The organism is Alkalihalobacterium sp. APHAB7, assembly GCF_048323755.1.
Lineage (GTDB): Bacteria > Bacillota > Bacilli > Bacillales > Bacillaceae_F > Alkalihalobacterium.
The window spans coordinates 65,764-80,212 of the sequence record NZ_JBLWFS010000020.1; the positions used below are offsets into that span (position 1 = coordinate 65,764).

The 14,449-nt window shown below is 37.5% G+C and carries 13 protein-coding genes; 2 read left to right on the plus strand and 11 right to left on the minus strand.

The genetic code is table 11. The features are described from left to right. Positions 1 to 127: 127 nt before the first annotated feature. The 4 genes from ACNSTQ_RS17060 to ACNSTQ_RS17075 all read right to left on the minus strand — a co-directional run bounded on the left by ACNSTQ_RS17060 (position 128) and on the right by ACNSTQ_RS17075 (position 5,094). A complete protein-coding gene (locus ACNSTQ_RS17060; protein ID WP_418201027.1) occupies positions 128 to 1,567 on the minus strand; it encodes a sucrose-6-phosphate hydrolase in 1,440 nt (479 codons plus the stop codon). A gap of 24 nt (positions 1,568 to 1,591) precedes the next feature. Then, positions 1,592 to 2,539 (minus strand): aminoimidazole riboside kinase, encoded by a 948-nt coding sequence (locus tag ACNSTQ_RS17065; RefSeq protein WP_418201028.1) that lies wholly within the window; start codon positions 2,537 to 2,539, stop codon positions 1,592 to 1,594. 68 nt (positions 2,540 to 2,607) lie between these two features. Then, on the minus strand, positions 2,608 to 3,984 hold the full coding sequence (locus ACNSTQ_RS17070) for a sucrose-specific PTS transporter subunit IIBC (protein WP_418201029.1): 1,377 nt from the start codon (positions 3,982 to 3,984) through the stop codon (positions 2,608 to 2,610). Positions 3,985 to 4,272: 288 nt separating this feature from the next. After that, positions 4,273 to 5,094, minus strand: coding sequence for a PRD domain-containing protein (locus ACNSTQ_RS17075; protein ID WP_418201030.1), 822 nt, complete (start codon positions 5,092 to 5,094; stop codon positions 4,273 to 4,275). 100 nt (positions 5,095 to 5,194) lie between these two features. Between ACNSTQ_RS17075 and cbpA the strand changes: the two genes are divergently transcribed. Next, positions 5,195 to 5,842 carry a cyclic di-AMP binding protein CbpA gene (gene cbpA, locus ACNSTQ_RS17080; RefSeq protein WP_418201031.1) on the plus strand — a complete coding sequence of 216 codons (648 nt, stop codon included), beginning with the start codon at positions 5,195 to 5,197 and terminating at the stop codon, positions 5,840 to 5,842. Positions 5,843 to 5,996: 154 nt separating this feature from the next. Here cbpA and ACNSTQ_RS17085 read toward each other — a convergent pair whose 3' ends face one another. Further along, a complete protein-coding gene (locus tag ACNSTQ_RS17085) occupies positions 5,997 to 6,170 on the minus strand; it encodes a hypothetical protein (protein WP_418201032.1) in 174 nt (57 codons plus the stop codon). Positions 6,171 to 6,405: 235 nt separating this feature from the next. Between ACNSTQ_RS17085 and ACNSTQ_RS17090 the strand changes: the two genes are divergently transcribed. Further along, positions 6,406 to 6,612 carry a YjcZ family sporulation protein gene (locus tag ACNSTQ_RS17090; RefSeq protein WP_418201033.1) on the plus strand — a complete coding sequence of 69 codons (207 nt, stop codon included), beginning with the start codon at positions 6,406 to 6,408 and terminating at the stop codon, positions 6,610 to 6,612. A 121-nt stretch (positions 6,613 to 6,733) separates the two neighbouring features. Here the strand turns inward: ACNSTQ_RS17090 and ACNSTQ_RS17095 are convergent, their stop codons facing one another. From ACNSTQ_RS17095 to ACNSTQ_RS17120, 6 genes are all read right to left on the minus strand, one after another. After that, the gene (locus ACNSTQ_RS17095; RefSeq protein ID WP_418201034.1) at positions 6,734 to 7,138 is read right to left on the minus strand and encodes a MaoC/PaaZ C-terminal domain-containing protein; all 405 of its coding nucleotides are present in this window, start codon (positions 7,136 to 7,138) and stop codon (positions 6,734 to 6,736) included. Continuing rightward, on the minus strand, positions 7,135 to 7,584 hold the full coding sequence (locus ACNSTQ_RS17100) for a MaoC family dehydratase N-terminal domain-containing protein (protein WP_418201035.1): 450 nt from the start codon (positions 7,582 to 7,584) through the stop codon (positions 7,135 to 7,137). Before ACNSTQ_RS17100 ends, ACNSTQ_RS17095 begins: the two co-directional genes overlap by 4 nt. A gap of 12 nt (positions 7,585 to 7,596) precedes the next feature. Then, the gene (fabG, locus tag ACNSTQ_RS17105; protein ID WP_418201036.1) at positions 7,597 to 8,361 is read right to left on the minus strand and encodes a 3-oxoacyl-ACP reductase FabG; all 765 of its coding nucleotides are present in this window, start codon (positions 8,359 to 8,361) and stop codon (positions 7,597 to 7,599) included. A 35-nt stretch (positions 8,362 to 8,396) separates the two neighbouring features. After that, on the minus strand, positions 8,397 to 9,572 hold the full coding sequence (locus tag ACNSTQ_RS17110; RefSeq protein WP_418201037.1) for an acyl-CoA dehydrogenase family protein: 1,176 nt from the start codon (positions 9,570 to 9,572) through the stop codon (positions 8,397 to 8,399). A gap of 291 nt (positions 9,573 to 9,863) precedes the next feature. Next, on the minus strand, positions 9,864 to 12,956 hold the full coding sequence (locus tag ACNSTQ_RS17115) for an AAA family ATPase (protein WP_418201038.1): 3,093 nt from the start codon (positions 12,954 to 12,956) through the stop codon (positions 9,864 to 9,866). Next, a complete protein-coding gene (locus ACNSTQ_RS17120; protein ID WP_418201039.1) occupies positions 12,953 to 14,110 on the minus strand; it encodes an exonuclease SbcCD subunit D in 1,158 nt (385 codons plus the stop codon). The genes ACNSTQ_RS17115 and ACNSTQ_RS17120 overlap by 4 nt, the downstream gene beginning before the upstream one ends. Positions 14,111 to 14,449 lie beyond the last annotated feature (339 nt).

Consider the following 14,449-nt stretch of genomic DNA (forward strand, 5'->3'; position numbering starts at 1 on the left):
ATGACAAGTCCAAAAAATCACATATTATGAAACCTGAGCTTAACAAAAAACACAATCTATTTAAAAAATATAAAAACACCACAACTTCAAAAAGTTATGGTGTTTATTACTACATCCATTCGTTTATTTAAAAATCCCACTTTTGTATCGAACCCTTCACATGACCGTCCCGAGCCTGAAAGACCATCCTTTTATTATCAACATCAGGAAACATCCGAGCCGTAAAAATCTCTTTTCCATCATTAATAAAAATTTCAATCGCAGAAGTGTCGACAAACACTTGAAGCTTCGTCAAGTTAGTAAGCTGACATTGACGGACCTCCGGTGCCCCCGTAGATAAACTCACCCGTTCTAGTGTAAAAACTTGTTCATTTTTATTAAACATAAGACGAACGCTATCTTTTATTGTAATTTCTAGCTGCTCAGCTTCAAATTCTTCCACATGCATTTGAAGTTCATACACAGATCCTTCGAGTTGAGAAAACGAGTACTCTGGTTCAATCCTTACATCTGTTAATGTCAGTTCATTTTTTCGTAGGTTTTGTAACTCTTTGACAGGTTGCTGATAAATGCGACCATCTCTAAATAACAACTCCCGCGGAATTGTCATCGCATGAATCCAATGATGAGAAATGGTTGGGTGCTTATCTTCTTCCTGTTCAGGTACCCCCATCCAGCCAAACAATAATCGTCGACCTTGATTATCAACTGTCGTTTGTGGTGCGTAAAATTCAAAGCCACGATCAAGTTCAAAAAATTCACCATGTTCGAGTACACCTGTTTGATAGTCTAATCTCCCTACAAAATACCCCGTATTATAGACATTATTGTAAAGCATACCTTCGGGTTTAAGTCCTTGAGGTGACACAAGTAAAATGTCATTGTGTTCTAACTGGAACAAATCAGGACATTCCCACATATACCCGAAGTTACCGAGTCCGTTTAAATTCGTCCCAGCCACATCACCGATGATCGTCCATTCTTCAAGGTCATTTGATGAGAACAAAACCGCTCGCCCATCTAATTGCTCCGATTGAGCCCCAATGACCATATACCACTTTTCTTCATACTTCCAAACTTTCGGGTCGCGAAAATGAGCAGTATATCCTTCGGGTAGACGAAGAACAACGCCTTTCTTATGAAAATCAATTCCATTCGTCGATTCCGCTAAGCATTGGTATGTTTTTCGGTTCCCCATCTCATCTTTCACATTACCCGTATAAAGAAGTTTTAATTTTCCATTGTCTTCAATGGCACTTCCTGAATAGCAGCCATTTTTTTCAAACCATTCACTCGGAGCAAGGGCGATTTTTTCTTCTTTCCAATCCACTAAATTACTTGAACTATAATGTCCCCAAAATTTTGCTCCATGGGCTGTTTTAAACGGATTCCACTGATAAAATAAATGATATCGCCCCTCCCACTGAATTAAACCATTCGGGTCATTTAATAATCCTACCGGCGGCATCAAATGAAAATGCAACCGATACTTATCTTGATTGACTATATCTTTATATTCTGCAACTGTTTGTTCAGCTTGACGAATTAGATCACTGCTACGATCCACAAGTGACCACTCCTTTTCTCCTTACTACTTTTCTAACATTTCTTCAACCTTCTCTAATGTCGGCAATGCTGTCATTGCACCTTTTGTTGAAGCTGCTAACCCACCTGACACACTTGCAAACTTGGCCATCTCTACAACTTCCTCAAGTGTTAATGAACGTACTTCTTTTTCCGATCGATTAAGACAAAATAAAATTCCTGAAACGAAAGCGTCGCCAGCACCTGTTGTGTCTACGGCATTGACTTTCATTGCCGGTACAGACTGTCTCTCACCATTTAAATACACAATACACCCATCCGCTCCTAGCGTGATAAAGATGAGTGGGATCTCATAATGAGCTAATGCCTCTAGGCCTTCTGAAAGATCTTTTTTACCTGTAATGAATTCAAGTTCTTCTTCTGAGATTTTCAAAACATCGGCTTGATTAAGCATAGAGATAATGGATGTTCTTGCAGCTATTTCACTCGGCCATAGGTTTAAGCGTAAATTTGGGTCGTATGAAATGAGCATTCCTTTTTCTTTTGCAAACGCTACTGCTTTTTTCGTAGCTGATCTTGCAGGATCATTAATTAAACTAATTGAACCAAAATGCAGGATCTTATTTTCTTCAAAAAGTTCCGGGGTAATTTCTTCTGTTGTTAACATTTGATCAGCACTTGGATTAATGTAAAAATCAAAAGTACGCTCTCCATCTGCTCCTAATGTGACGAATACAACGCCCGTTCGAGTTCGTTGATCTAAGTACATGTGATTCGTTTGTACGCCATATCCATCTAATGTATTTTTTAAAAAATGCCCTAACAAATCATCGCCTACTTTTCCAAGAAACGTCGATTTTGCACTTAAACGTGCAAGACCTACAGCTACATTTGCAGGCGCACCACCAGCACTTTTCTGATACGAACTATTTTCATTATCTAATGGGATAAAATCAATTAAAGCCTCACCTAAAGAAATAACTCCTTGCTTCATCTTATAAACCTCCGATAATAGTTGAGAAAAGAACAGGCAAAAATCACCTGTCCTTCCCTATTCAAATGTTATTTTTCCTCTTCTTTAAATCCTAAGATCCACGTTGCTACAAAGGCACCCACTAAAGCAATCGCAAATCCAATTAAATAGTTCATTAAGTTAATTGTACCTAGTGGTAAGACAATCGCAATCATCGGGATACCTGTTAAGCCGTATGCCGTTGCTGCTACATTCATGAATACAACGTATGCGCCCCCTAAAGCGCCACCAATCATCGCACCGATAAATGGTCTACGATATCTTAAGTTTACCCCAAAAATTACAGGTTCTGTAATACCTAAGAAAGCGGAGAATGCAGAAGGTAATGCAATTTCTTTTGTTTTTGCACGTTTCGTTTTAAAGAATACTGCAAGTCCTGCTCCACCTTGAGCAACGTTTGCCATTGACCAAATTGGAAGTAAATAGTTAATTCCAATACTTGCAATTAAGCCTGCTTCAATTGCATGGAAGCTGTGGTGTACTCCTGTAAGCACGATAAGAGAATAAGTACCACCAAACAATAGTCCAGCCACAAACCCAACATGATTATAAACAAAGTTCAAGACTGTTGTAATTCCATCCCCTACAAATGTACCAAGTGGTCCAATTATTATTAGAGAAACGAAACCAGTAGCAATAATGGTTATGAAGGGAACAACTAATAAATCAACTGAATTGGGAACAACTCTTCTAAGTCCTTTTTCAAGTTTACTCATAAAATACACAGCAAGTAAAACAGGAATAACGGTTCCTTGGTAACCGATTAATGCAATCTCAAAACCTAAGAAAGGAAGCATATCCGGCTCAGCATTTCCTAAGCCCCATGGATTTAATAGGGCTGGATGCGTCATTATTCCACCGATAACCGCTCCTAAATACGGATTCCCTCCAAATTCTTTAGCTGCACTAACACCAATTAAAATAGGAAGAATGATAAAGGCTGCACTTGAAAACATATCAAGTAAAACAATCAAAGCACTATCAGGAGCTACCCATTCAAACGTTTGAAGCATTCCAAGCAGACCCATTAATAGACCAGCTGCTACAATGGCCGGGATGATTGGAACAAAGATGTTTGACAATGTACGAGCGAACCTCGCAAACGGGTTTATCTTCTTTTTCACCGCTTCTGAATGATCAACTGCTTCTTTTTCCTTTAAACCGACTTCTTCAGAAAATGGTGCATACACTTTGTTGACAATACCTGTTCCAAAAATAATCTGAAATTGTCCTGAGCTTAAGAAAGCTCCCTTGACCCCGTCTAACTCCTCAATTTTATCCTTTTGTGCTTTCGAGTCGTCTTGTAGAACGATTCTTAAGCGGGTCGCACAATGTGTGGCACTAATAATGTTGTCTTTTCCTCCTAAGAGAGGAATCAGCTGTGTAGCTACTTCTTTGTGGTTCATTCTAATCACTCCTATATTTTAATATGGATGGTGTAATGGTCATTTAGACAAAAGAAAAAGACCTAAAATGCATAGAATACCCCCATAAAAAAAGGGAATCCTTTTTACGCATTTTAGGTCTTGCCTGCTTAACCAGTAACAATCCTACAATATATAATTAATACGCTTTCATTGTAAGATGAAAACCATCTGTCGTCAACTACTAAAAAAAATCCATTCGACTTCTTTCGTCAAAACTCGATAATATTAAGTTGTTGTTAACATTGAAATAAGAAACATTTCAAATCCTTACGAAATTAACCTTTGGATATGCAGTGAAATATAGCCCAATTCGGAACTAGGTAGTTGAATATCGTATTCCTTTTTAATATAATCCGCTGCTTTTACTGCAATTGTATAAGCCTTTTCGTATTTTGTTTGAATGATTTCTAACATTTCTGGGTCCATCACTTGAAACGGCTCATTACTTTCTATTCGTGTTAGAGCAAAACGCAGGTGCGTTAATAGCCGTTGATAAGAAATACTCTCTTCATCGAGATCCATCCTAAGCTCTTGATGAATGATTTCGATCATTTCACTTATAATTGTTGTTTGTTGAAGCGTACTTGCCATATCATCGCTGCCAAGTTTAGCTGTATGAATATGAAGAGCAATATGCCCTGCTTCATCAATCGGTAGTTGAACATTTAATTTTTCTGAAACATATTGAACCGCCCATTTTCCGATCTCAAATTCTTTTTTATACAAGGCCTTAATTTCATTTAACAGCTTATTATTGATTTGAAACCCTTGCTGATGACGTTCAATTGCAAAGGAAAGGTGATCGGTCAAAGAAATATGGATATGATTACTTAAAGGTACTAGCAAAAATCCTTCAGCGTAAGTAATGATGTCCTCAGCTATTTGTATGTGTGCTTCAGGTAATGTTTTCAATAGCTCTTGGAATTTTTCATTTCCCTCATTCATTACAAAGATTTTCTCAACCTTTTGTCGATTAATAACATCATTTTTCTTTTTTTGAAAAGCGATTCCAGATCCCATTACAATTTTTTCTTCATCATGTTCTTTTACTACAACTGCATTATTATTTAATATTTTATATATTTTCACGTACTACACCTTTTCGACAAATTCTTCATGCTAGATAGTGTAACATATGAAGTATAATATTACTAAATAATATCGTAATACAGTCAAGGGAGGAATATAAATGAGAGTTAGTAACATTTATAAAGATATATCAAATATTGTCTTTAGTAAGGAGAGCGATACGTTACAAGAAGCCTTAACCAAACTTGAGGAATCAGGATATCGTTGCATCCCCATTTTAGATGAAAATAGCGAGAAATTTTTAGGAAATATTTATAAGTCAAAAATCTATGAATATATCGTAAAAGAGCAAGGTGATTTGTCTCTACCAGTAACTACGTTAGCTAGAGACAAAGCAGCGACCATCCATAAAAACTCTTCCTTCTTTGAAGCTTTTCTCTCGATTAAACGATTACCATACTTAACCATTCTAAATGAAAAAGAACATTTTGTAGGAATTTTAACTCATAGTCATATTATGAATATTTTAGAAGACAGTTGGGGTGTCGATCAGGGTAGCTATACATTATCAATTATTGCGATGGAATACAAAGGAGCACTCAATAAAGTAACTCAGGTTATTAATAAATATACTCACATTCAGAGTTTAATCACGTTAGATAATCGTAAAACGTATTCGAGAAGGATCGTAGTAACGTTACCGAAAGAAGTTGATGAGGCGTTGTGCCAGAAAATCATCTCCAGTTTAAACAAAAATGGCTTCCGAGTTTTTGACACGGAAGAGCCGTTTGAACATTTTGACCAATAAAATAGTTTGTTGGGCTGACGCAGCTTGCGTCGGCCTCACTTCATGTGAGACAGAATGGTAAAAAGGAATTTTACTTTATGTATTGCTATATGCAAAACCATAAGACATATTCCCTAACTTTTACTGTTATTTACCCTACCTTTTTAACTTTACGTCAATGCTTTTGTTCTAACAAAAGGTATTCTGTTTCTGCTGGCTGTTCATTTATGACAGTACTCACTTCTATAGTCGATTGGGCATTCGTTGAACTTGTGCCTACGATAAATAGACCTAATAATACACATCCTAAAAAAACAGCGATAAAAAAGTTTCTCGCATATTCAACCATTTTCCTCACCTCCATTTATTAGACGCCGAACCTCAAATAAAGTTTCTAGTTAACGAGCCTAATCTTAAAATCTTTAATTCTCATTCATTCTCCCGAAATTTCTAGATTACAGGGGTGTACATAAAGATTGTATTGTCCATATCCCTAAAAAATACCTCTCCAATTACTATATTTATTAACTCTTCGTGACAATTATACATACAATGTACTACCTGATAAGAAAGGTGGTGTTATTATGTTTGGACACGGATGCGGTGCTTACCCTGTAAGTCCAGTGCTTCCAGGTTGTGCTCACACAGGTCCAGGGTTTGGTTATGGCCCAACACAAGTGGCTGGTGCAGGATACGGACCTAGATACGGCGCAGGCTTTTCACTAATTGTGGTACTGTTTATCTTGTTAATCATAATTGGTGCGTCTTGGGGTCATAAAAAAGTCTGCTAATAACTGTATAATTGTATGCGGCTGACTCCTAAAATGTCTACGCCCTTTTACAGGTATATCCATATATCGTAAAGAAGGGCGTATGACACCCAATAATGAGTCAGCCGATTACATGATTCAACTAGTCATGCAAACAAAAAACTACGCTACCTTTGATCACGTCACGGTTTTCTTGATTGACAGCCTTTACATCAAAAGTTAGTTTACCTTCATTAGCTTCGACTAAGCTAGCATTGAGCGTAATGTCGTCATTTAAGAAAACCATTCCTTTAAAACGAATTTTATATTCCTGTATGAAACCTTCTTCATAATGGGACGAAAATAGCTTCGCTAAGTTACCCATCGTCCACATACCGTGAGCAATAATACCAGGTAACCCAGCTTTTGTTGCCTCTTCATCAATCGTATGGATTGGATTGAAATCCCCCGATGCTCCAGCATATTTAATTAAATCAAGTCTAGAAACAGGGGGAAGTTGTATCGTTTCTAATGCTTCGCCGCATTGTAATTCTTTTAAACTGCTCATACGCCTAACCCCTTTCTAACGGTTTCTGTTATAATAACTACCATTCTTTCTGTAAAAATAGGGTTTCCATCTAAGTCTTCCCCGTAGCGATTAAATGTTAAAAAGCCCATCGAACCACTTTGCCCTGCCTTTTCTACGTAATTTACAACTTCAACAAAGCAATTAATCTCTTCACCTACTAAAAGAGGTCTCTCATAATGATAGACTTGTTCCCCATGGATAAGCCCGACATTCGGTAAATTGAAACCTTCTATTTCTCCATAGTCGAATACTCTAGGAAAAGTAGGCGGAGCGATATTGGCCTTGTACCTTGACTGTTGACCTACTTCTTCATCAATATAAATAGGGTGAAGGTCACCAATAGCTTCTGCAAACTTCTTCACTGCGCCTCTTTCAACGACATTTTTTACCTTATTTGAACGCTTACCAATAAATTCTTTAAACATGTTCTCACCTCACTAATCTTTTGGTCCACCAGCTACGTAAATCACTTGGCCATTAACAAACGATGAATTTTCATCTGCAAAAAACGCAACCGCATTGGCAATGTCACTAGGCTTACCGCTTCTTCCAACAGGAATTTCCTGAATGGCAAATTCAATGAAATCGTCGAAAGGAACACCAATTCTTGCTGCTGTTTCTTTCGTCATTTCTGTCTCGATAAACCCTGGCGCTACAGCATTTGAAGTAATTCCGTATTTCCCTAACTCAATTGCCAACGTTTTTGTAAATCCTTGTAAACCTGCTTTTGCTGCAGCATAGTTTGCTTGCCCACGATTTCCAAGAGCTGATGTAGAAGATATATTAATAATACGTCCGTATTTGTTATTAACCATATGGGATTGGACAGCCTTTGCTGCGTTAAAAGAACCTTTTAAATGGACATCCATTACCGTCTGCCAATCTGATTCTGTCATTTTAAATAATAAATTATCACGAATTACCCCGGCATTATTTACAAGAATATCAACGGATCCAAATGCCTGAACAACTTCATCAACTGCGTCTTGCACTTGCTCGGCTTCAACGACATTTACTACTTTTGTAAAAACGTCATACCCTTTTTCTTTAAATTCATTCGATGTTTCTGCTAATGCCTCTTCATTCACATCCACAATCGCTACTTTAGCTCCTTCTTGAGCAAGTTGTAGAGCTACTCCCTTTCCAATACCACGACTACCACCTGTAATAAAAGCTACTCTTCCTTCAAATCGATTACTCATATTCATATCCTCCTATAAACTTTACATTCTACTAATTAAATATTTTGTCCCAACTTAACATGACCCTTTAATAAATTTCGAGAAATGATTAAACGTTGAATTTCATCTGTGCCATCGTAAATTCTCCATAACCTTGCTTCACGATACCAACGTTCAATCGGCAATTCTCTCGTATAACCCATACCGCCGTGAATTTGTAATACACGGTCAACCACCTTGTTACCAATGTTTGATCCATATAATTTAGCAATCGATGCTACGTGGCGGTTATCCTCACCTTGATCAAGCGTAAATGCTGCATTTAACGTTAACCAACGGGCTGCTTCAATTTCAACGGCAGAGTCGGCAATTTGCCACTGAATAGCTTGTCTTTCAGCAATCGGTTTACCAAACGTTTCACGCTCTTTAGAATAATCAATCGCCATTTGTAATAATCGTTCAGACGCACCTACTGCTGCAGCTCCAACGATCCAGCGGGCAAAACCAATCCATTCTAAGCCAAGCTGATACCCTTTATGAAGCTCACCTAAAATGTTTTCTTCCGGCACGCGAACGTTATCAAACACTAATCCAGCTGGTCCCCATTCTCCCATCGTATCAATATATTCGGATCTCCAGCCCATATCTCGATCAACGATAAAGCAAGTAATACCTTCTGTGCCTGTCGCCTTATGTTTTTCTTTATCAGTAATCGCGATAACCATGACAAAGTCAGCTTCATTTCCACCGGTAATAAAAGTTTTTTCACCATTTAGGATCCATTCATTTCCATCTTTCACAGCCGTCATTTTAATGTTTCGCGTATCTGAGCCAGCGCTTGGTTCAGTCATTGCAAAACAAGACTTCTTCTCACCATTAATCGTCGGTATTAAGTATTTTTTCTTTTGTTCTTCATTTGCATAATAAAGAATGTTGTCTGCGCTACCACCAAAACTAAATGGTACGAACGTTTTTGAAACTTCCATCATAACGATGGCTAACATCATATTACCGAGATCAGCCCCCCCGTATTCTGCTGGTGTATTAATCCCCCAGAAACCAAACTCTTTCGCTTTTAATTGAAGCGCTTTCATTTGTTCCTCAGAAAGGCTTGGTCTTCCTTCCCTTTCATTACGTAACACTTCATTTTCCAATGGCATTAGTTCATTTTCCACAAACTTGCGAATCGTCTTTTGTACCATTCGTTGTTCTTCCGTTAAACGTAAATGCATACTAATTCCCCCAGACATAATAAAAGTAAGAGTTTCCCCTTTCTATTTATATTATACCTACCGGTTAGTATGTTGTCTTTAGTTAATTTTCAGAAAATTAATTTTTTTGTTAGTTTTTTTGTATAATTTTAAAAATAGACGTCTTTTACCTACTTCTCTAAGGAATAGAAGAAGAAAAAGGTGACTCATTGTAAATTCGCATATCCCTCGATTACTACGCTTACCATATTTTTATATGTTGAAATAATGAGGTAATGCCCTTTTTGAGTCACCTTCTTCATAATTTTTCCTTTACTTGATAACAAATACCGTTTGACTATGACCTTCTTTTGTCTTTTTCACATCTAAAATAGCTGGTATCGCTTGTTTAAGTTCTTGGACGTGAGAAATGACACCGATTAATCTCCCGGATTGTTGCAGTTCAATCAGAGTATCGATCGCCTTACTGAGTGACTCTTCGTCTAATGAGCCAAAGCCTTCATCGATGAACATCGTCTCTATAGAAATCCCCCCTTCGTGAGATTGAATAATATCAGCCATTCCGAGTGCCAAACTCAGAGATGCATTGAACTTTTCGCCACCTGATAACGTTTTTACATCTCGCTTTTGCCCCGTATAATTGTCATACACATCTAGACTCAACCCACTTTGCTTTCCTCTCTTTTCAAGTCGATCACTTCGTACAAGCTGAAATTGGCCATTGGAAAGTCGAGTTAACCGTTGATTTGCGACTTGAACAATTTGTTCTAAAAACTCAATTAATAAATATCGCTCAAATGAGATCTTCTTCGCATTATCCCCCCGTACAACATCATAAAGGTCCTTATGCATATAATAAATCTGTTCAGCTTCCTTCACTTTTTCGCTTGCACTTTCAATGTCATTGATGGATTGTTTAATCAACTTTACATTGGTGGCCATCTGAATATAGGTTAACCTTATTTCCTCAATCAGTTGTTCTAATTTTTGAAGTTCAGCTTCCAATGCAGCGAGATCGAATCGCTCTTTACCTTTTAATTCACTTTCAAGCTCGGCGACTTGCTTTTTCGTAGTAGCTAAGTCCGTCTTAAATGTTTCAATTTGTTCTTTCAGAACATCTCGTTCGATATTTGTTCGTTTCGCCTCGTGGTACTCTTCTTCTGCTGTGAAACCTGTTGCTAGTAACTGCTGATGAAAATTACCATACGCTTTTTCTTTTTTCTCACTGGTAGATAGGATTTGCTTTTCAACATTTGCTATTGTTGTTTTTGTTGTAAAATAGCGTTCATTCGATTCGTTTAGTGCCTCTTGAACCCTTTTCCATTGTCGCTCCAGCTTTTGCTTTTCTTCTTCTCGTTGTGTAATTTCAATTTTGAGCTTCTCTAGTGACTGAAGATGGGCTGGAATGTCTTTTAATAATTGTTCATGTAACGTCGTTTCTTTTTCAAAAGTGATGATTGTTTCATTATATTGCTTTTCGACTTGGAGCTTTTCCGTTTCTGTTTTTTCCATGTTTTTTTCTAGTTGTTCCAGATCTTTTTTGTGCAGCTCTAACTCTTTTTGCTCTGATTTAAGTTGAGAGATCTCTTCTTGAAGCACCGTTTCTGTATCAGTGAGTTGCTGTATTGTTTGATGGGGCTCTTCAATCGTTATACCTAGGTCCATTACTTCTTGTTGTTTAGTTTCCAGTTGAATAAGAATTGTACTGAGTTCAGCTTGTAATTTTCTAAACCGAGCTTCAACCATGTCTTTTTCATTACGTTTTTGTTCAAGAACCTCTTTGGTTGGAATTTCATCTTCTTTAATAGCTTTAGCAGGGTGTTCAACACTACCACACACAGGGCAAGCTTCCCCGTCGTGAAGGTGCTCAGCTAATAAACTAGCTTGTCCTGCAATCCATCGAGCCTCCAATTTATCATAGTCATTTTTGACTTCTCCAAAAGCCGTTTCCTCAGTATGCATCTGAGTAGACCATTTTGCTTGTCTTTCTGTTAAGCTTATATATTCATGAACCGCTTTTACTTTTGTTTTAATGTCTTGCAGTTCCTCTACTTTTAGCGCATACCCTTGACCATTTGTTTCAAGATGTTTAATTTCAACTGTCATTTCAGTCTTTTTCTCTTTATATTGCTTCAACTGTAAAGTAAAGGTTTTGTTTTGTTTTTCTAATCGCTCAACTTCCTCTTTCAATCGCTGTAACGATGTTCGTTGTTCATCGAGTTGTGCTACTTTCGGCACATATTCCTTTAGCTTGTTAATGAGTACAACTATATCTTCACGTTCCTGATGCTTCGCTTCTTCCACTTTGTACAATTTTTCAGCTGCTACCTTATCTGCTTCTGCTCGTACAAGTTCTCTGTTTGCTATTTCAAGTTGCTCTTTAATTAGCTGTAGTTCTTGATCCACTTCTTTATAGTGTGCTTCATGAACTTCTAATTGACTTGCCGTTTCTGCTAACGTTAGCTCTCGTTCTTTTTCATTCATTTCTGGAATTTTATTTTCTAGAACTTCATTTTGTTTTCGCTTGGTTTCTAGATTTTCAAATCGTTCATTAATTGCTTTCGCTTCATGATATTGTATTGTTTTTTCTTGAAGACGCAGATTATTTTCGTCTAAGAGTTGTTTTTGTTGACCTGCTTCTTGTTGGTAATACGTCATTTCATCTAGTAAAGCTTCAAGGACTTGGTGCGTATTATAATTTTCTTGAGCAAACACTTCTGTAAACAATGAACCATCACGCATCGGAAGATTTTTGTAAATATTTTTAATATGAAGATCGCGTTCTTGCCTTTGTTCTTCATATACTTTTTGTGCCGAAATACGTTTTTCGTTTAAACGCTCTGTTACATGTTTAAACAACCCTGTTTTAAAAATCTTTCGAAGTATTTCTTCTTTATCTTCTGTTTCTGAAGTCAATAATTTCCTGAATTCTCCTTGTGGGAGCATAACAATTTGGCTAAACTGCTCTTTCGTTAACCCGATAATTTCTTGAAGCTTCTCGTTAACTTGACTTACCGTCAAACGATCGACCAATAAAATTTCTTGGCCACCCGTTATTTCATACAATTCGTATTTATCACCAGTTGCTGTTTTATTTGTTCCTTTAATATGGGCAAGCTGTCTAAGCACACGATACATTCGGCCGCGAAGCTCAAATTCAAAATCAACCGAAGTATGGTCCTCATCGGCTGCAAAATGACTTCTAAGCATTCTTGAATCATTCCGATCTTCTCCACTTGCCTCACCATATAGGGCAAAACAAATCGCATCAAAAATACTTGTTTTTCCTGCTCCTGTATTTCCAGAAATGACAAATAGACGGTGTTCTTTTAAGTCTCTAAAATTAATGACTTCCTTTTGTTTATAGGGCCCAAACGCCGTTAATGTTAATTTTATCGGTCTCATTTTCGCTCACCATCCAAACTGATCGTCTCTTGTAATACTTCCCGGAATAATTGTTCCGTTTCTTCCGTTATGTCTGAGCCTTTTACTTCTTTGTAAAACGCCTTAAAAAGAGAAAGTTCATCCATTTTCGAGCGGGCAATTGTTTCCTCGTTGTCATGATCCGTAGCTAAAAAGGAAATCACTCTTTCTACGTGCATCGCATTTGGATAAACAGAACGTATCCGTTCCATTGGTGATAGAACTGGGCTCTCATCTAATAATCTAACAAATACGTAATCTTCATTGCGTTCATGCTGCTCAATTTCATCAACCTTACCTTCTACAGTACGTATCGTTCTGCGTGGCTCTAACAATCTTTTTTCAACTGACACTTCACCATTTTGATCTAACTCGACGATATAGTAACCTTTTTTATGATGTTCTTCCGAGATGGAGTATTTTAATGGGGAACCGGCATAACGAATTTTTTCATTCCCAACATGATGGGCTTGATGTAAGTGCCCTAAAGCTGTGTAATGAAACGGAGCAAATATATTAGCATTAACGTGCTCAGCACCCCCAATTGCTAGCGGGCGTTCCGAGTCACTAGTATTTGGCTTTTCTTCGCCATATGGAGTTACGAAGGCATGTCCAACGAAAATATGTCTTGCGTTTTTATCCATTGTTTCAACAATTTTATTAACAATCACTTGCATTGCTTCATTATGAGATCGGATGTCTTCTAGTTGCATTTCATGGCGAACCTTACTAGGTTCAGCATAAGGAACTAGATGAAAATGAACTTCACCATGCTCATCATGCAGAATTACGGGGTCAAACGTACCTGTATATTGACCTACAATATGAAAACCATTCGTTCTCATAATTTTTCTACCAAAATCAAGGCGCTCAGGGCCATCATGATTTCCACCGATCGCAAGTACTGGAATTTTTAGTTTTAACACGATCGTTTCTAATACTTCATCTAGTAGATCTACAGCTTCAGTCGGTGGAATGGAGCGATCGTATAAATCTCCAGCAATTACGACAGCATCTGGCTTTTCCTGTTCTACTTCTTTAATCAATTGGTCTAGTACATGTTTTTGATCTTCTGTCATATAGACACCTTGTACTAATTTTCCAAGATGCCAATCTGCGGTATGGAAAAATTTCAATCTGAGCACCATCCTTTTATAATTAGATTTAAAAATGTACGCTTTTTTCTTGGGCTGTTCCCGTAACCTTTTTTTAGAAAGGCTGTTTTCGTAAACTTTGTTGCTATTGGACCGTTTTCGCTTCACGCTAAAGCGTGAAGAACCAAGCTATCGCTTGGTTATGGTCCAATAGCTAAAAGCAACATTCTTTTTTTTGACTACTTCTATTATGACATCGAGTAGGAGGAGGTGATTAACCTCCGACCTCTCACACCACCGTACGTACGGTTCCGTATACGGCGGTTCAATTTTATACTAAGCATGTACTTTGTTGTAATGTTGGACACAAGAGATTAGCCC